At 54.7% G+C, this 16,602-nt stretch carries 19 protein-coding genes; 14 read left to right on the top strand and 5 right to left on the bottom strand.

Translation table 11 applies throughout. The annotated features are described in order from the left end of the window. Positions 1–5 precede the first annotated feature (5 nt). Complete coding sequence (locus SCU88_RS12640) at positions 6–332, bottom strand: DMT family transporter (RefSeq protein ID WP_138097597.1); 327 nt, start codon at positions 330–332, stop codon at positions 6–8. Further along, complete coding sequence (locus tag SCU88_RS12635) at positions 329–895, bottom strand: TetR family transcriptional regulator (protein ID WP_175340514.1); 567 nt, start codon at positions 893–895, stop codon at positions 329–331. Before SCU88_RS12635 ends, SCU88_RS12640 begins: the two co-directional genes overlap by 4 nt. 497 nt (positions 896–1,392) lie before the next feature. Here SCU88_RS12635 and SCU88_RS12630 point away from each other — a divergent pair, with 497 nt between their 5' ends. The 6 genes from SCU88_RS12630 (at position 1,393) to SCU88_RS12605 (ending at position 6,493) form a co-directional block, all read left to right on the top strand. After that, a complete protein-coding gene (locus tag SCU88_RS12630) occupies positions 1,393–1,608 on the top strand; it encodes a hypothetical protein (RefSeq protein WP_431810005.1) in 216 nt (71 codons plus the stop codon). Further along, complete coding sequence (locus SCU88_RS12625; protein WP_175340513.1) at positions 1,601–2,536, top strand: EamA family transporter; 936 nt, start codon at positions 1,601–1,603, stop codon at positions 2,534–2,536. The genes SCU88_RS12630 and SCU88_RS12625 overlap by 8 nt, the downstream gene beginning before the upstream one ends. Further along, complete coding sequence (locus SCU88_RS12620) at positions 2,533–3,780, top strand: ATP-grasp domain-containing protein (protein ID WP_175340512.1); 1,248 nt, start codon at positions 2,533–2,535, stop codon at positions 3,778–3,780. The genes SCU88_RS12625 and SCU88_RS12620 overlap by 4 nt, the downstream gene beginning before the upstream one ends. A gap of 364 nt (positions 3,781–4,144) precedes the next feature. Beyond that, entirely contained in the window at positions 4,145–4,549 is a 405-nt protein-coding gene (locus SCU88_RS12615; RefSeq protein ID WP_138097591.1) for an acyl-CoA thioesterase, read from the top strand. A 16-nt stretch (positions 4,550–4,565) separates the two neighbouring features. After that, the gene (locus SCU88_RS12610) at positions 4,566–5,972 is read left to right on the top strand and encodes an aminotransferase class I/II-fold pyridoxal phosphate-dependent enzyme (protein ID WP_175340511.1); all 1,407 of its coding nucleotides are present in this window, start codon (positions 4,566–4,568) and stop codon (positions 5,970–5,972) included. Further along, positions 5,969–6,493 carry a GNAT family N-acetyltransferase gene (locus SCU88_RS12605; protein ID WP_175340510.1) on the top strand — a complete coding sequence of 175 codons (525 nt, stop codon included), beginning with the start codon at positions 5,969–5,971 and terminating at the stop codon, positions 6,491–6,493. The genes SCU88_RS12610 and SCU88_RS12605 overlap by 4 nt, the downstream gene beginning before the upstream one ends. On the opposite strand, the gene SCU88_RS12600 is transcribed toward SCU88_RS12605, so the two are convergent. Then, positions 6,490–7,227: an IclR family transcriptional regulator domain-containing protein gene (locus SCU88_RS12600; RefSeq protein ID WP_431810165.1), complete on the bottom strand. Its 738-nt coding sequence runs from the start codon at positions 7,225–7,227 to the stop codon at positions 6,490–6,492. The genes SCU88_RS12605 and SCU88_RS12600 overlap by 4 nt on opposite strands. Positions 7,228–7,597: 370 nt before the next feature. Here SCU88_RS12600 and SCU88_RS12595 point away from each other — a divergent pair, with 370 nt between their 5' ends. The 7 genes from SCU88_RS12595 to benD all read left to right on the top strand — a co-directional run bounded on the left by SCU88_RS12595 (position 7,598) and on the right by benD (position 13,780). Continuing rightward, positions 7,598–8,719 carry a muconate/chloromuconate family cycloisomerase gene (locus SCU88_RS12595; RefSeq protein WP_175340508.1) on the top strand — a complete coding sequence of 374 codons (1,122 nt, stop codon included), beginning with the start codon at positions 7,598–7,600 and terminating at the stop codon, positions 8,717–8,719. 13 nt (positions 8,720–8,732) lie between these two features. After that, positions 8,733–9,023 carry a muconolactone Delta-isomerase gene (gene catC, locus SCU88_RS12590; protein ID WP_138097586.1) on the top strand — a complete coding sequence of 97 codons (291 nt, stop codon included), beginning with the start codon at positions 8,733–8,735 and terminating at the stop codon, positions 9,021–9,023. Positions 9,024–9,087: 64 nt separating this feature from the next. Beyond that, a complete protein-coding gene (gene catA / locus SCU88_RS12585; protein ID WP_175340507.1) occupies positions 9,088–10,014 on the top strand; it encodes a catechol 1,2-dioxygenase in 927 nt (308 codons plus the stop codon). 85 nt (positions 10,015–10,099) lie between these two features. Continuing rightward, positions 10,100–11,485, top strand: coding sequence for a Rieske 2Fe-2S domain-containing protein (locus SCU88_RS12580; RefSeq protein WP_175340506.1), 1,386 nt, complete (start codon positions 10,100–10,102; stop codon positions 11,483–11,485). Then, the gene (benB, locus tag SCU88_RS12575; RefSeq protein ID WP_421804477.1) at positions 11,482–11,967 is read left to right on the top strand and encodes a benzoate 1,2-dioxygenase small subunit; all 486 of its coding nucleotides are present in this window, start codon (positions 11,482–11,484) and stop codon (positions 11,965–11,967) included. Before SCU88_RS12580 ends, benB begins: the two co-directional genes overlap by 4 nt. Before the next feature lie 12 nt (positions 11,968–11,979). Next, the gene (gene benC / locus SCU88_RS12570; RefSeq protein WP_175340505.1) at positions 11,980–12,996 is read left to right on the top strand and encodes a benzoate 1,2-dioxygenase electron transfer component BenC; all 1,017 of its coding nucleotides are present in this window, start codon (positions 11,980–11,982) and stop codon (positions 12,994–12,996) included. A 10-nt stretch (positions 12,997–13,006) separates the two neighbouring features. Beyond that, positions 13,007–13,780 carry a benzoate diol dehydrogenase BenD gene (benD, locus tag SCU88_RS12565; protein ID WP_175340665.1) on the top strand — a complete coding sequence of 258 codons (774 nt, stop codon included), beginning with the start codon at positions 13,007–13,009 and terminating at the stop codon, positions 13,778–13,780. Positions 13,781–13,856: 76 nt separating this feature from the next. On the opposite strand, the gene SCU88_RS12560 is transcribed toward benD, so the two are convergent. After that, positions 13,857–15,395: a methyl-accepting chemotaxis protein gene (locus tag SCU88_RS12560; RefSeq protein ID WP_175340504.1), complete on the bottom strand. Its 1,539-nt coding sequence runs from the start codon at positions 15,393–15,395 to the stop codon at positions 13,857–13,859. Between the two features lie 148 nt (positions 15,396–15,543). Next, a complete protein-coding gene (locus SCU88_RS12555) occupies positions 15,544–16,110 on the bottom strand; it encodes an anti-virulence regulator CigR family protein (RefSeq protein WP_138097580.1) in 567 nt (188 codons plus the stop codon). A 141-nt stretch (positions 16,111–16,251) separates the two neighbouring features. On the opposite strand from SCU88_RS12555, the gene copM reads away from it, so the two are divergent. Continuing rightward, positions 16,252–16,599: a CopM family metallochaperone gene (gene copM, locus SCU88_RS12550; RefSeq protein ID WP_175340503.1), complete on the top strand. Its 348-nt coding sequence runs from the start codon at positions 16,252–16,254 to the stop codon at positions 16,597–16,599. Positions 16,600–16,602 lie beyond the last annotated feature (3 nt).

The following is a 16,602-nucleotide window of genomic DNA, read 5'->3' as shown; positions in this document are numbered from 1 at the left end:
AAGTATTAGTGCTCCACTGAGGAAAACAGGTTAATCACCAGTACGCCGGCGATAATCAGCCCCATGCCGAGGATCGCCGGCCAGTCCAGCTTCTGGCCCAGAAACAGCCAGCCGATCAGACCAATCAGCACAATGCCAGCCCCTGACCAGATGGCGTAGATAACGCCAGTGGGCAGAGTGCGCATGGTAAAGGTCAGGCAGTAAAAGGCCAGTCCGTAGAACACCACCGTCGCTACGCTCGGCGCCAGCCGGGTAAAGCTGTCTGACAGTTTCAGGGCCGTGGTGGCGATCACTTCGCAGATAATGGCGATGGTTAACAGTGTCCAGGTCATTTCACACGCTCCGCAAGCTCTAACAAACGTTCGACAACCCAGTGCCGCTGTTCCGGCGCCTGAGTGTGGTAGCCGCACAGGGCGGCGAACCACATCCCGTCCGCCGCCAGCCGACACAGCAGACGCTGGCGGCTTATCGCCTCATCGCCGGGATCCTGCGGCAGCTGATTGATAAATTCCGCCCACTGGTCGCGCAGGTAGGGATCCGCCATCATGGCCGCCATCAGCGCCCGGTTCATCTCCTGTTCATGGTCAGGCATCAGGCGGGCGCAGGCGCGAATGTAAGCCCGGGTGGCGCGACCTTGCGCCTGTGGCTCGCGGGCCATTTCCTGGTCTATCTCCGCTCGCATCTGGTCCTGCAGGGTTTCAAATACCCCGTCTATCAGCGCCTGGCGGGTGGCGAAATGGTGCTGAAGGCCGCCTTTGCTGATGCCGCTCTCTTTCACCACTTTATCCAGAGTCAGGGCGGGTAACCCTCGGGTGGCGATAATCTGCGCTGCGCTGTCCAGCAGTTGCTGGCGCAGCGCAGCGGGGTCTTTCGGGCGATGATGGGCTTTGCTCATAAATTACAATCCGTCTGGATGGATTGTTTTATTTTACCTGAGCGGAGGTGGGGTGGCAAGAGGGGGGATGTATTTGGAAGGCGCTGTAGACAGCAATGTTGTTCCAGGTATCATCTGGCCATTATCTGTTCTTTTTTTGACAAAGCAGGAATCATGTTAAGAAGTCCACAGAGATTATACGTTTTGCTTTGGTGATCCCAAAATTTTGACATTTTTTCGTAACCGGATATTGAAGTAAAAAAGATTATATAGCTTTCTTCTGCGTTTAATCCTTTTAATATCATCTTTTCCTTCGCTCTGATTTAGATGAAAACACCATAAATGATATGGTTATTGAAGTTATCTGCATCGCCAGTTTTTACTATCATATTGATTTAACGACTGAAGTAATGTAATACCAAAAATAGAAAGATGAAACCATAGGAAGGGTGCAGGAATGAAACCAGAATGGAGTTTCTGTTGATGAGTTTAGTGAGCTTTATAAGCAGGTAACCACGTTGAGTAATGTTAGTATTGAAGGGATAATGTGCATACCCCCGAATGATGCAGAACCTGGTGTTTATTTTGAACGAATGCGTAATATAGCGTGCGAGCATAATATTTACCATATTAGTATGGGGATGAGCAACGACTTTAAAATCGCTCTGAATCATGGTGCCACAATGATAAGGGTTGGTAGTCTTATTTTTGGTGAAAGGATAAGTTATGAATAATACAGCGTATGCTGGAGTCTTTTTTGGTGTTTTATTTTGTATGATTAGCGCCGCTTTTGATGTTTATGTGGCCAATATCACACAAAAACTTAATCCGGCTGTATTTATTGTTTATTGTTTTATATTGTCCAGTGTAGTATTTATTGTAATCTCAAGTAGAAAAAAAGGAACCTGGAATTATTTTCTTAAGGCTAAAGTTTCTTTCCGGCACCTTATCCTGGTAAATGTATCAGTACTTCTCAATTGGGGAGGGCTAATTCTGTCTTTAAAATATCTTGAACCAGCTGTTGTTGGTATTGTATCCGTAGCTTGTGGGCCAGCATTAACTTTAGTTATTTCACGTTATGTGATCAAAGGGACATCGTCTCCTACCAGGATTGAAGAAGGTATTGCATGGATTGTTCTTGTCGGTGTCATCATTATGCTGGTTAATTCGTATTTAGGAAAAAGTGGCATTACCTCTACTACTAATAATGAACGGTTTATTGGTATTGTTTGTGTGGTAGTCAGTGCTATAGGAACTGTGCTCTATACTTTTATTTCCAAAAAGCTGAGTAAAAATAGCTGGAAACCTTATGAGATTTTAGGGTTTCGTAATATACTGATGTTGATAATAGCACTGGTATACGTTGTTACTTGCAAGTTGTCATTTTCATTAAGTATAGAGATGTTTTTTATTGTTTTGGCTCTTTCAGTTATAGGTCATATTTTTCCTGTGTTTTTGATTCAGAGCTCTATTTCAAATTTAGATCCGATGCATGTGTCACTGATGCTGTTACTACTCCCTGTGTTTACGCTTTTGTTTCAGTTTATAGATAGTCGCATTCAAGTTTCGTATGAAAGTATCAGTGCTGTCATATTTATTACTGTGCTGTTAGTTGTTTTGGGTATCAATAAGCTTCAAAATAAAAATGGGTTGAGAAAATGAAAAAAGTTGCAATTGTTGATGGATTTTCATCAGGTAAATTCATTGCTAAAGCATTGTATGATATGAATTGTCAATTAATTCATATATCGTCGAGTGCTGATTTGGATAGTTATTATTACAATGGCTTTGATTACGATATCTATACAAAACATATCATTCATGAGGACCTGGAAAGAACCATACAATTTATTTCTGAATTTGGTGCCGAAGTTATTATCGCAGGGGCTGAGTGTGGGGTGTTGTTATCCGATAAACTCAATGCTGAATTTAAACTAAAATACTCAAATGATTACACCAAAACTACAGCGCGACGGAATAAATTTGACATGATTGAATTACTACGTTGCAATGATCTTAATTCTACCAGGCAAGGTAAATTCTCTCAATGGAAAAATGCAGAGAAATGGTTGAAAGGAGAGTTATATCCGGTAGTCTTAAAGCCAATAGACAGTGCTGGATCTGATGGTGTTTTTGTTTGTAATAGATACACAGAAGCAAGAGCAGCTTTTAATCTGATATCTAAAAAAATCAATAAATTAAATAATGTTAATGACGAGGTTCTTTTTCAGGAGTTTTTATATGGAACTGAGTATGTAGTTAATTTTGTCTCTCTTGATTGTAAGGTGCTGGTAACAGAGGTGGTAAAGTACCACAAAAAAAAGCTTGACACGGGAAATATCGTTTATGATATTGATGAAATAGTTGATGTCTCTTATTCTGAATTTAATGAGCTTGTTAATTACACAAAAAAAGTATGCCAGTGTTTAGGAATTAAAAATGGCCCCAGCCATGCAGAAATTATGCTGACGAAAAATGGTCCGCGGTTGGTCGAGATTGCGGCAAGAAGCGACGGGATTTTACGTCCAGATGTATCATTACTCACAACAGGTGTCGGACAGAGCCTGGCTACTGCTATCTCGATAGTAAATCCTGAGCTATTTTTATCAATGACAGAAAAGCCTTGCTATAAATTGATAAATCATTCTTTTAATGTGGGCTTAATCAATAAATCCAAGGGGGTATTTAAAGCGTTGGACTTCTCTCGCCAATTAGAAAGGTTGAAATCTTTTCATCGAGTAGAATTTTATGTCCATGAAAATGCCGTGTTAGAGGAAACCAGAGATGTGTTTAGTCAACCAGGTACAGTATATTTGATTAGCGATTCAAAGGAACAGCTTTGGGAAGACTATCGTGCCATTAGGAAATTAGAATCTGCACATGTATATAATAAAAAAGGGTCATGATGCTGTAGTTGAAAAATAAAACCAGTCTTTGATGGCTTATTTAATGTTTACTTAACTGTGTGATGCACAGTTGTTTTTTTGAGCTTTTCCCTGTACAGATATCCTGTACAGATATCCTGGGGAGATTTAATCCGTGGTTAAAGTTGAGAGCCTCAAGACTTCCTCACAACTTCCTGTACATCCCCGGAGCTTTGATATTGGCGCGTTGTGCCGTGATCGTTAGAAATAATAACACTTTTTTGTTTTTTACTTTTTTTATATAACTGATATAAAACCAGCACAAAACGGGAAAAACCACGAAGACGGTAAAGTTACTGCTTTGTTATACTCCTGCTACCTAGCATAAATCACCAGAGAAACCGTAATGAGCCCCCGGGATCAAGAGAGTATCGACCAGCAGATTCGTTTATCACGCACCAGCGTGGCGAAAGTGGTGTTTCCCACCACCATCAACCATCACTCCACGCTGTTCGGCGGCACGGCGCTGTCGTGGATGGACGAGGTGTCGTTCGTTACCGCTACCCGCTTTTGCCGTAAGCGCCTGGTCACCGTCTCTACCGAAAAAATCAATTTTCAGAATCCGATTCCCTCAGGTTCAATTATCGAAATGGTGGGGGAAGTGACCCGGGTCGGCAACAGCAGTCTGACCGTCACGGTTACCGTCTGGCTGGAGGATATGTATGCCGAAGGGCGCGAACAGGTGATCAACGGCCAGTTTAACTTTGTCGCCATCGATGATGACGGCAAACCGACGCCGCTGTTCAGCTAATACCGGAACCCCGCCCGTGAAAAAATATCAGCGCCTGGCACAGCAAATTCTGGAGCAAATCGAGCAGGGGGTCTGGCACCCTGGCGACCGTCTGCCGTCACTGCGTGAGCAGGTGACCCACAGCGGCATGAGTTTTATGACCGTCAGCCACGCCTATCAGCTGCTGGAAAGTCAGGGCGCCGTTGTGGCGCGTCCCCAATCGGGCTACTACGTAGCGCCGCGTCCGGTGGCCCGAACGGCGGAACGGCATCCGGTGCGTGCCGGGGCGGTGGATATCAACACCTATATTTTCGACGTCCTGCAGGCCAGCCGGGATCCCTCAGTGGTGCCGTTCGGCTCGGCGTTTCCCGACCCCAGGCTGTTTCCGCTCCAGCAGCTCAACCGCTCGCTGGCAAGGGTCAGCCGCAATGCCACCTCGGTCAGCATCACGGATAACCTGCCGCCGGGCAATGAAGCGCTACGCCATGCCATCGCCCGGCGCTATGCGGCACAGGGCATGACCATCCCGCCGGATGAGATAGTCATTACCGCCGGGGCGCTGGAGGCGCTGAACCTCAGCCTACAGGCCATTACCGAGCCGGGAGACTGGGTGATTGTTGAAAACCCGTGTTTTTATGGCGCCCTCCAGGCGCTGGAACGCCTGAAACTACGGGCGCTGGCGGTGCCGGGTGACGTGCGGGAAGGCATCGAGATCGATGCCCTGGAAGAGGCGCTGAACCGCTGGCCGGTTAAGGCTTGCTGGTTAATGACCAATGCTCAGAATCCGCTGGGCTACACCCTGAGCCGCGAGAAAAAGCAGCGCCTGATGGCGCTGATAAAGCGTTACGGCGTCACTCTTATTGAGGACGACGTCTACAGCGAACTTTACGCGGGGCGAGAAAAACCGCTACCGGCCCGGGCCTGGGATGACGGCACCTCGGTGCTGCACTGCTCCTCTTTTTCCAAATGTCTGGTGGCGGGATTCCGTATCGGCTGGGTGGCGGCGGGGGCCTTTGCCCGGCGCATTCAGCAGTTGCAGATGATGAGCACGCTGTCCACCAGTTCTCCGATGCAGCTGGCGCTGGTGGATTACCTGGCCACCCAGCGTTATGACAGTCATCTGCGGCGTCTGCGCCGTACTCTGGCGGAACGCAAGCAGCAGGCGCTGCACGCCCTGTACCGCCATCTTCCCGACCCGGTGCGTGTTCACGCCAGCGACGGCGGCTACTTCCTTTGGGTTGAGCTGCCCCGTGAGATGGATGCCAGCGAACTGAGCGAAGCGGCGCTGCGCCAGGCCATCAGCATTGCTCCCGGTAAGATGTTCAGCGCCGACAGCGCCTGGCATCACGGCTTTCGTTTCAATGCCTCCTGGGCGTGGGGCGAACGGGAAGAGCAGGCGGTTGCGCGGCTGGGCCAGCTTATTCGTGAAAGGCTTTTACCATGAATTATCAGACCGAACGCCTGATTCTGCGCCCCTGGGATGACGACGACGCCCCGGCCTTTGCCCGACTGAATGCCGACCCGCAGGTGATGCGCTATTTTCCGGCTCCGCTTAGCCGTGAGCAAAGCGATGCCATGCTATGCACTCTGCGCGAGCGCATGATCTCTAACGGTTTTGGTATGTGGGCGGTGGAAGAGCGCCGTAGCGGTGATTTTATCGGTATGGTGGGGTTAAACCGCCCGGTCATCGCGATGCCGTTCGGCGAGGTGGTAGAGATTGGCTGGCGGCTGGTCCGGGCATACCAGGGGCGCGGCTACGCTTACGAGGCGGCGCATCGGGCGCTGGATATCGGGTTTCACGACTATGGTCTGACGGAGATTGTCGCCTTTACCGCGCTGGCCAATCTGGATTCGCAGCGGTTGATGGCCCGGCTGGGCATGGCGCGCGATATCGCTTTCGATCACCCGTCATTGCCGGAAGGCGACTGGCTGCGGCGCCATATCCTCTACCGTCTGCGCCGTTAAATTCGCATGGCAAGATCGGTGGCGGCGCGGCGTAGCGTGGGCAGCACCTCGTTACGCAGTCTGTCCACCGACATTCTGGAGGCGTGCACGCCCACATTCATGGCCGCCACCACCTGTCCACCTGCCGCCAGCAGCGGTACGGCAATAGAGCGCAGGCCCATCTCCAGTTGCTGGTCGTTAATGGCATAACCCTGACGCCGAACCCGGTCCAGCTCTTCCCGCAGTTGGGGCAGCGACGCCAGAGTGTGGGAGGTAAAGGGCACCCGCTTTGCACGCGCCAGTATCTCTTCCAGCTCCTGTTCCGGCAGCGCACTCAGCAGCACCCTGCCCATCGATGTCGCCCAGGCGGGCAGGCGGCTGCCGCGTCCGATATCCATGCTGATAATGTTATCCACCGCCGCCCGGGCGATATAGAGCACGTTGTCGCCGTCCAGAGTGGCGGCGGAGCAGGACTCATTAAGCCTGTCGCGCAGACTGTCCAGCGCGCACTGGGCGGCCCGTGCCAGCGGCGTTCCCGCCAGATAAGCGTGGCCCACCGCCAGCACCCGTGGCAACAGCTCATAGTGTCGGCCATCGGGGCTGTGCACCATGCCCAGGGTCGCCAGGGTATACAGGCAGCGGCGTACGGCGGCCCGTGAAATGTGGGTTTTCTGACTGAGCTGGGAGATGGTTAACCGCTGGCGTTGGGGGGTAAAGGCGTTCAGCACCTCCAGCCCGCGGGCCAGTGATAGCATAAAGTTGGGATCGCGTCGGGCTGCGATGCACTCTTCGCCCTGAAGCGGGGTCAGTGCCTGGTTATCCGTTTTTTTTCCGGCCATGTTCTCTTCTCTCCGGCGGCGGACAAGGGGATCCGAAGATCCACTATATCCACGCCGCCGGTGGGGTGGAGGAAAGCTGTTTAATATTCCACAACGATCACATTAATAACTTTAATTTAACAAGCGCGTCGATAATCGCACAACTTTTCGATTACCGCCGTTGACGCTCTGATACACCGCACCCTATTGTCATTACACATTCCCCGATTTTGATGCGGTTTTCTGCGTAGTCGGGAGGTAACGTATTGACAATAAATACAATAATGGAGCTATCAGGCGGAAGATTATGAGCGCAACCATCGAACACCTCGAAAGCTGGCTGGTGGATCTCCCCACCATTCGCCCGCACAAACTGTCAATGACCACCATGGGCTGTCAGACCCTGGTGATTCTGCGCATCGTCCGTTCCGACGGCATCAGCGGCCTGGGCGAAGCGACCACTATTGGTGGTCTGAGCTACGGGGTGGAAAGCCCGGAAGGCATTAAATCGGCGCTGGATAACTACCTGGCGCCGCTGCTTGTCGGCCAACCCGCCGACGATATCAACCCGCTGCTGGCGCGGCTGGAAAAGGCGGTGAAGGGCAACACCTTCGCCAAATCGGCAGTGGAAACCGCGCTGCTGGATGCCAGAGGCAAGGAGTTGGGGCTGCCGGTCAGCGCGCTGCTGGGCGGGGCGCTCAGTACATCGTTACCGGTACTGTGGACCCTGGCGAGCGGCGACACCGCCCGGGATATCGCCGAAGGAGAGCAGTTGCTGGAAAGCGGTCGCCACAACGCTTTCAAACTGAAAATTGGCGCCCGGGAACTGGCGACCGACCTGGCGCATACCCGCGCCATTGTTGAAGCGCTGGGCTGCCGCGCCAGCATTCGGGTGGACGTAAACCAGGCCTGGGATGCCAGCACCGCCGCACGGGGCTGTGCCGAACTGGCGGCCATGGGCGTTGACCTTATCGAACAGCCGGTAGCGGCCCACGATCGCGATGCGCTGGTGCGCCTGAGCCACCACTGCGGCACCGCTATTCTTGCCGATGAAGCGGTGGCCAGCCCTCAGGACGGTTTCGATATCGCCCGACGCGGTTTTAGCGGCGCCTGTGCCTTAAAAATCGCCAAATCAGGCGGTCCCGCCAGCGTACTGAAGCTGGCGAACGTCGCTCAGGCTGCGGGTATTGGGCTGTATGGCGGCACCATGCTGGAAGGCACCATCGGCACCGTGGCTTCGCTGCACGCCTGGTCGACCCTGCCGTTAGCCTGGGGCACCGAGATGTTCGGCCCGCTGCTGCTGAAGGACGATATCGTGGTTCGCCCGCTCGACTTCGCGAACGGCCAGGTGGCGCTGCCCCAGGGGCCGGGGCTGGGCGTGGAACTGGATGAAGATAAACTGCGCCGCTACAGCCGCGCACCACAATAACAGGAGAACCAGCATGCTATTTATGGTTGAGATGGCGGTCAATCTGCCGCCGGATATGCCCGCCGAACGGGCCGAACAGATTAAGGCGACGGAAAAGGCGTATTCCCAGCAGTTGCAGCGCGAAGGCAAATGGCGCCATATCTGGCGCGTGGCCGGGCTGTACGCCAACGTCAGTATTTTCGACGTGAAAGACGCTCAGGAGCTGCATGATATTTTAATGGAATTACCGCTGTATCCCTGGATGGAGATTTCGGTGACCGCGCTGTGCCGTCATCCGTCATCCATTCGGTCTGATGATAAATAATTAAAATGCTCTGCGCGCCAGTCATGGCGCTAACCCTACAGTTAAAATAACAGAGAGTCCGATTATGAAGAGCAATTTCGCCAGTAACCCCGAAGTGGTCGAATTATTAAGAGAAAGCGCCGGATTAAATAGCAGTGACGGCGATGAACGTTTTAAAGCCATTATTCATCAGTTGCTGGAAAATATCTGTACGTTGATTGATGACTATAATATTACGCCGGAAGAGTTCTGGCATGCCATTAATTATCTGCACGACCTGGGCGGCAGTAAAGAAGCCGCGCTGCTGGCGGCGGGACTGGGGCTGGAGCACTACCTGGATCTGCGCCAGGACGCTATCGAAGCCGCTGAAAACCGTGAAACCGGCACGCCCCGCACCATTGAAGGGCCGCTATATGTGGCTGGCGCGCCGCTGGCCGACAGCCACGACCGCATGGACGACGGCAGCGACGACGGTAAAGTCATGTGGCTGCACGGCGAAGTGAAAGGCACCGACGGTAAGCCGCTGGCTAACGCCATTGTCGATATCTGGCACGCCAACACCCTGGGCAACTATTCGTTCTTCGATGCCAGCCAGAGCGATTACAATCTGCGCCGCCGCATCCGCACCGGCAGCGATGGCCGCTACAGCGTGCGCAGCATCGTGCCTTCCGGTTATGGCTGTCCGCCCCAGGGGCCAACCCAGCAACTGCTGGACCGCCTGGGCCGCCACGGCAACCGTCCGGCCCATATCCACTTCTTCGTTTCGGCGCCGGATCACCGCCATCTGACCAGCCAGATCAACCTGAATGGCGATCGGTATCTGTGGGACGACTTCGCCTTTGCCACCCGTGACGGCCTGGTGGCGGATCCGGTGGAGGTCACCGACCCATCGCTTATCGCCAGTCGCGGCCTGAACGGTCCCCATACCGAAATTCGCTTCGACTTTACGCTAACCCGGGCCCAGAATGCCCAGGAACAGCAGCGTATTATTCGCGCCCGCGCCAAAGAGTAATTCTATTCCCGGTGCCGGCACGGCCCGGCACCTTCAATAAAATAACAAGACTCTTATCCTGGATTGATTATCGGGAGATCCTGCTATGCAACAAAAACTTGACAGATTAAAACAAAAAATCAGCGATGCGCTGATTGTTGACCGCCAGAATGATATTTACCGCTGTCAGCGTAATATATTTACCGACGAAGAACTGTTTGAGCTGGAAATGAAACATATCTTTGAAGGCAACTGGGTATTTCTGGCTCATGAAAGTCAAATTAGCCAACCCGGCGATTATTTTACCCTGACCCTGGGGCGCCAGCCGGTGATTATTACCCGTGACAAACAGGGCGAACTGCATGCCCTGATTAATAGCTGCGCTCACCGCGGCGCCATGCTGTGCCGCCGCAAGTCGGGCAATAAGGGCTCATTTACCTGCCCGTTCCACGGCTGGACCTTCAGCAATAACGGTAAATTATTAAAGGCCAAAGATGAAAAGAGCGGTGGCTATCCGCCGGGCTTTAAACAGGATGGATCTCACGACCTCAGGGCGCTGCCGCGTTTTGAAAACTATCGCGGTTTCCTGTTTGGCAGCCTGAGCGACGACGTGATAGCGCTGGAAGAGTATCTGGGAGAAACCCGTAAGGTAATCGATCTGATCGTCGATCCGGCTCCCGAAGGGCTGGAGGTGCTACAGGGCTCATCCAGCTACATCTATGAAGGCAACTGGAAACTGGGGGCGGAAAACGGCGCCGACGGCTATCACGTCAGCGTAGTGCACTGGAACTATGCCTCTACCATGTCGCGCCGCAACTACGAGGCGGAAGGCACCCGGGCGGTAGATGCCAACGGCTGGTCGAAAAGCCTGGGGGGCGGCTACGGGTTTGAAAACGGCCATATGCTGCTGTGGACCCGGGCGCTAAACCCCGATGTGCGCCCCATCTGGGAACAGCGCGAGCGTCTGGCGGCGGAATTTGGTGAAGTCCGCGCCGACCTGATGGTCAATGAAACTCGCAATCTGTGCCTGTATCCCAATGTCTATCTGATGGATCAGTTCTCTACCCAGATTCGCGTGGTGCGTCCGCTGGCGGTGGACCGCACCGAAGTCACCATCTGGTGCTTCGGGCCGAAAGGGGAGCCGGCGGAAACCCGCGCCACCCGCATTCGTCAGTATGAGGATTTCTTTAACGTCAGCGGTATGGGCACGCCGGACGATCTGGAAGAGTTCCGGGCCTGCCAGAACGGCTATCACGGACAACTGCTGCCCTGGAGCGATCTGAGCCGCGGCGCGGTACACTGGGTAGATGGCCCGGACGAACACGCCACCGCTTCGGGCTACACCCCGACCCTGAGCGGCATCAAGCCTGAGGACGAGGCGCTGTATATCGCACACCATCACCACTGGCAAACCACCATGCTGGCGGCGCTGGATAAAGAACAACAGCGCTATGACGCCACCATTACCCAGCGCGTGGAGGTGGCATCATGACGCTCAGTGACATTCGCCAGTTCCTCTATTTTGAAGCCAGCCTGCTGGATGACCGCCAGTGGGATGAATGGATAAGCTGCTACAGCCCGCACGTTGTCTACTGGATGCCAGCCTGGGGCGATGACGATCGGCTCACCACCGATCCTCACAGTCAGATCTCGCTCATCTACTACCCGAATCGCGAAGGGCTGGAAGACCGGGTGTATCGCATTAAGACCGAGCGTTCCGGCGCCAGCACCCCGGAGCCGCGCACCACCCATATGATTAGCAATGTGGCTATCCTGGCCGATAACGGCGCCAGCGTGGATGTGCGCTACAACTGGGCCACCTACAGCCACCGCTATAAAGAGACGGATGTCTACTTCGGCACCACCTTCTGCACCCTGGAACAGGGCGAGGGCGGACGCCCGTGGATCACCCGTAAAACCATTCAGCTTAACAATGACTACATCCGCCAGGTCATTGATATCTACCATGTGTAAGCGAGGTGAACCATGAGCTATAACATCGCCCTGAATTTTGAAGATGGCGTCACGCGTTTTATCCGCTGCAATCCGGGGGAAACCGTGCTGGATGCCGCTTACCGCCAGAAGGTTAACCTGCCGATGGACTGTTCCGACGGGGTGTGCGGCACCTGCAAGTGCCGCTGCGCCAGTGGGGACTACGACCTGGGAGATGACTTTATCGACGAAGCGCTGTCAGACGACGAAGCCGAACAGCGCCAGGTGCTGACCTGCCAGATGGTGCCGTCATCGGACTGCGTGATCGACGTGCCTGGGGTGGCATCGGCCTGTAAGACCGCCATTAGCAGCCACGAAGCGAAGGTCATACGCTGCGAATCGCTGTCGCCCAGCGCCATTGAACTGGAGCTGGAACTGGCTCAGGGCATTGATTTTCTGCCGGGGCAGTACGTCAATATTCAGGTGCCGGGCGGTCCGCACCAGCGGGCTTACTCTTTCAGTTCGCGTCCCGGCGATACACGGGTCAGCTTTTTGATCCGTAACGTGCCCGGCGGGTTGATGAGCGGCTGGCTGACGGGCAGGGCAGCGCCGGGCCAGGGCCTGAGTCTGACCGGCCCGATGGGCAGCTTCTGGCTGCGCCCGCTCCAGCGCCCGACGCTGATGCTGGCGGGGGGCACCGGGCTGGCGCCGCTGCTTTCAATGCTGCGCCAACTGGCGAGCGCCGAGGTCTGTTGGCCGGTGACGCTGCTGTACGGCGTGACCCGCGACGAGGATCTGGTTCTGAGCGATGAACTCGATGCGCTGGCGCGGCAGATTTCCGGCTTCCGCTGGCTGCCGGTGGTGGCGGATGACAAATCCAGCTGCCCGCAAAAGGGCTTTGTCACCGACCACTTCAGCGATGAGTTGCTGAACGACGGCGAAGTGGATATCTATCTGTGCGGACCACCGCCGATGGTCGATGCGGTGCTGGGCAACCTGCGCGAGCGCGGCATCACGCCGGTCGGCTTCCATTATGAAAAATTCGCCCCGAGCCAGAGCGCGGCGGCCTGAGGAATGAATGATGCGATTTCAGGATAAAGTTGTGGTGATTACCGGTGCGGCCCAGGGTATTGGCCGCCAGGTGGCGGAGCAGGCGGCCCGGGAAGGGGCGAGCCTGGTCTTGATCGACCGGGCGCGTTTTGTACACGAACTGGCGGCGCAACTGGCGGAGCGGGGTTGTCCGGTGCTGGCGCTGGAGGCGGATCTGGAACAGTGGGAAAGCACCCGGCAGGCTATCTCCCGGGCCCACGGCCATTTCGGCGCTATCGATGTGTTGATCAACAATGTGGGGGGGACCATCTGGGCCCGACCTTTTGCCGAATATCAACCACAGCAGATAGAAGCGGAAATTCGCCGCTCGCTGTTTCCCACCCTGTGGGGCTGTCGGGCGGTTCTGCCCTTTATGCTGGCCCGGGGCGGCGGCGCCATTGTCAATGTCTCGTCGGTGGCAACCCGTGGCGTGAACCGGGTGCCTTATTCGGCGGCCAAAGGGGGCGTGAATGCCATTACGCAGTCGCTGGCGATGGAGTACAGCGGCAGCGGTATCCGCATTAATGCCACGGCGCCAGGGGGAACCGAAGCGCCGCCGCGCCTGACGCCGCGTAATCAGGAAACGCCGGACGCCCGGGAGCAGGCGTGGTATCAGCAGGTGGTGGATCAGACCACCGATAGTAGCCTGATGCATCGCTACGGTACGCTGCGCGAGCAGGCCAGCGCCATTCTGTTTCTGGCCAGCGACGATGCCAGCTATATTACCGGCACCGTGCTGCCCGTGGCGGGAGGGGATTTGGGGTAACGGGAGAGGGCGACGGCGTGTCGCCCTCAGGTTGATGACAAAGAGGGAAAAACGTGGTTTTCCCTCTTTATAGTTATCAACCGAGCTGGAACTGCGTCACGCTGTGTTTCAGTTCCCGGGCCCTGGTGGTCAGCGTCCGGGTAGTGGCCGATATCTCTTCAACCAGCACCGCATTCTGCTGGGTGACGGAATCCATCTGACTGACCGCCAGGTTTATCTGATCGATGCCGCGGCTCTGCTCGCTGGTGGACATAGCAATCTCATCCATCAGATCGCTAACCTGCTGCACCGCTTTCAGGATTCGCGTCATGCTTTCACCGGCGCGACTGACCTGGCCGCTGCCGCAGGCGATCTGCTCGCCGGACTGCTCGATCAGCGTTTTAATCTCTTTCGCGGCCACCGAAGATCGCTGGGCCAGACTGCGTACTTCGCTGGCGACCACCGCGAAGCCGCGCCCCTGCTCACCGGCCCGGGCCGCTTCCACTGCGGCGTTAAGCGCCAGAATATTGGTCTGGAACGCAATATCTTCAATAATGCCGATAATGCTGTCTATTTTCGCAGAACCGGTTTCGATATGGCGCATTGAGATCACCACTTCGCCGACAATGGCGTCGCCATCGCGGGCGGCGTTGCGCATCTCTTCCGCCAGGCTGCTGGCCTGACGGGCGTTATCGGAGGTCTGACGCACGGTGGCGGTTAACTGTTCCATGCTGGCCGCGGTCTGGCTCAGAGAGGCGGCCTGCTGTTCGGTGCGACTCGACAGATCGTCATTGCCGGTGGCGATTTCGTCTGCGGTATGGGCAACGGTGTCGCCCGCGCCACGTACCTCATGAATAATTTTTGCCAGCGACTGACGCATACGCTCCAGCGCCCGCAGCATCTCGCTGGTTTCATCACGGCCGGTGGCAATAATGACTTGATCCAGACAGCCACGCGCCATTTCATCGCACCTGGCCTGAGCCTCACCCAGTGGCGCGATAATGCGGCGCTTGATTTGCAGGAACAGCATCAACAGCACCAGCAGGAACAGGGCCGTATCTACCGTGATGGAAATCAGGCCGGAGGTAAAGCGGCCTTTAGCCCCCTGATTCAGGTGGCTGGCATAGTTTTCGTGAAAGGCCAACAGTTTATCCAGCGTCTGTTCAAATTCGCTATCCAGTTGGGGAAGGGTGTTGGCGGCCAGATGCGCGGTGCGCAGGGCATCGCCCTGGCGGGCTGCGTCCATTAAGGGCTCCAGCCCCTGCTGATGGTAGCGTTGCCAGGCGTCGCGATAGCGATTAGCCAGCGTCTGCTCATCCGCCTGTTTGGGAAGCCCCATATAGGTATTAAATGCCGCTTCGCCTTTGTTTAGCGCAGTCTGCGCCGCTGCTACCGCCGCGCTGGCACCTTGCGGATTCGCGCGTTCGGCCTGCAATAGCGACTCGTTAATGTGCACCCGCATAGTACGGCTGTGGTTAATAGGATCGATAATCGACAGTGCGACACGGATCTCGCGGTTAACGCTATCCAGCGCCTTGTTACTGCGTATTAGCGACAGGGTTGAGAGCGCGGTACCAATCAGGAACAACAGCAGTAACAGTGAAAAAGCGATAAGCAAAAGACGCTTTACAGACATGAGAGATCCTTGCATCAATGAAAAGTGCACATCATAAAAATCGTTTTATCCACGAAGTTATCGGCGTGCTGATGCAGAGGTTTAGAGGAGATGACAAAAAAAAATGCGGGGAAAAATCTGAGCCAGCGGGAAGCTGGCTCAAAAGTGATCAATCAAAAACGCCGTTAATCACTGCGGTGACCAGGGCGGTACTGGCGGCGATTAGCACCAGATCGTTGCCGGCAATCTGCCACTCATAGCCGGGATAGTACGGGAGATCGCGCAACATCCCGCCCGGAACGGCTTTTTTAGCGATGCCGGGAGGCAGCGGTTTGCCACGGGCCAGGTTTTTGGCGATGCCCGGCGGCAGGGAACGGTAACCGGTCAGCCCGTGGTTGACCGCCAGACGACGCAGGTCCGGAATGCTGATATCCAGCGAAATATTATCCGGATGGTAGCCGCGCTTGCGGGAGCCGTGGCCACCGTAATCATCACCGCGGTTGTCATAGCCTTTGTCGCTATTGCCTTTACCGTTATTGCCTTTATTACCGTGGTTGCCGTTATTTCCTTTGCCCGGGTTGCCGTTACCTTTATTGCCGTGGAAGGCCGAATTACCATTGCCTTTCCCATTACCGTTTCCATTGCCGTTACCGGGGTTAGCAAGGGTTGGGGCGGAAAGCATGGCGAAGCAGCTGGCCAGAATAATGGCGAGAGCGGATTGACGACGAATGTTCATCTGTGGTTTTCCTTACAGAGTCGGTATCACAACTATTCAAGCATAATTTACGCCATAAACCATGGGCTTTTTCCTGGTTTATTGCGGCGTACGTGCCAGACTTACTGGCATCAATCGTGAGATGAAACTAAGGAGATCGGGATGAGATTGCCACTTTGTCTTCTGCTCAGCGGCGCGCTGGCGCTCCCCTGTATGGTATTAAGCGCACAAGCGCAGGAACAGCACGCCAGTCCAATGAATCAGGAGTATCACCAACAAATGTCGCGCATGCACGATGAGATGATGGCGGCCATGAACGAGCAGGATCCGGATCGGGCATTTGCCCGTGGTATGCTGGCCCACCATATCGGTGCGGTAGAGATGGCCCAGACCCAGTTGAAATACGGTAAGGATCCGGAAATGCGTCGCCTGGCGGAAAGTGTGATTGCCGCCCAGCAGCAGGAAATTAATCAGATGAAGGCGTGGCTGAAGGCGCACCCGGCTAAGTAGTTT

It is taken from the genome of Jejuibacter sp. L23, from assembly GCF_050815825.1.
Taxonomy (GTDB): domain Bacteria; phylum Pseudomonadota; class Gammaproteobacteria; order Enterobacterales; family Enterobacteriaceae; genus Jejubacter; species Jejubacter calystegiae.
Note: the sequence above shows the minus strand (reverse complement) of the source record. Positions and strands in the feature narration are given on the sequence as shown.

Bases quoted from the DNA above. Each gene is read 5' to 3' on its own strand.
- SCU88_RS12640 (WP_138097597.1), bottom strand. From the start codon at position 332: ATGACCTGGACACTGTTAACCATCGCCATTATCTGCGAAGTGATCGCC.
- SCU88_RS12635 (WP_175340514.1), bottom strand. From the start codon at position 895: ATGAGCAAAGCCCATCATCGCCCGAAAGACCCCGCTGCGCTGCGCCAG.
- SCU88_RS12625 (WP_175340513.1), top strand. From the start codon at position 1,601: ATGAATAATACAGCGTATGCTGGAGTCTTTTTTGGTGTTTTATTTTGT.
- SCU88_RS12620 (WP_175340512.1), top strand. From the start codon at position 2,533: ATGAAAAAAGTTGCAATTGTTGATGGATTTTCATCAGGTAAATTCATT.
- SCU88_RS12615 (WP_138097591.1), top strand. From the start codon at position 4,145: ATGAGCCCCCGGGATCAAGAGAGTATCGACCAGCAGATTCGTTTATCA.
- SCU88_RS12605 (WP_175340510.1), top strand. From the start codon at position 5,969: ATGAATTATCAGACCGAACGCCTGATTCTGCGCCCCTGGGATGACGAC.
- SCU88_RS12600 (WP_431810165.1), bottom strand. From the start codon at position 7,227: ATGCTATCACTGGCCCGCGGGCTGGAGGTGCTGAACGCCTTTACCCCC.
- SCU88_RS12595 (WP_175340508.1), top strand. From the start codon at position 7,598: ATGAGCGCAACCATCGAACACCTCGAAAGCTGGCTGGTGGATCTCCCC.
- catC (WP_138097586.1), top strand. From the start codon at position 8,733: ATGCTATTTATGGTTGAGATGGCGGTCAATCTGCCGCCGGATATGCCC.
- catA (WP_175340507.1), top strand. From the start codon at position 9,088: ATGAAGAGCAATTTCGCCAGTAACCCCGAAGTGGTCGAATTATTAAGA.
- SCU88_RS12580 (WP_175340506.1), top strand. From the start codon at position 10,100: ATGCAACAAAAACTTGACAGATTAAAACAAAAAATCAGCGATGCGCTG.
- benB (WP_421804477.1), top strand. From the start codon at position 11,482: ATGACGCTCAGTGACATTCGCCAGTTCCTCTATTTTGAAGCCAGCCTG.
- benC (WP_175340505.1), top strand. From the start codon at position 11,980: ATGAGCTATAACATCGCCCTGAATTTTGAAGATGGCGTCACGCGTTTT.
- benD (WP_175340665.1), top strand. From the start codon at position 13,007: ATGCGATTTCAGGATAAAGTTGTGGTGATTACCGGTGCGGCCCAGGGT.
- SCU88_RS12560 (WP_175340504.1), bottom strand. From the start codon at position 15,395: ATGTCTGTAAAGCGTCTTTTGCTTATCGCTTTTTCACTGTTACTGCTG.
- SCU88_RS12555 (WP_138097580.1), bottom strand. From the start codon at position 16,110: ATGAACATTCGTCGTCAATCCGCTCTCGCCATTATTCTGGCCAGCTGC.
- copM (WP_175340503.1), top strand. From the start codon at position 16,252: ATGAGATTGCCACTTTGTCTTCTGCTCAGCGGCGCGCTGGCGCTCCCC.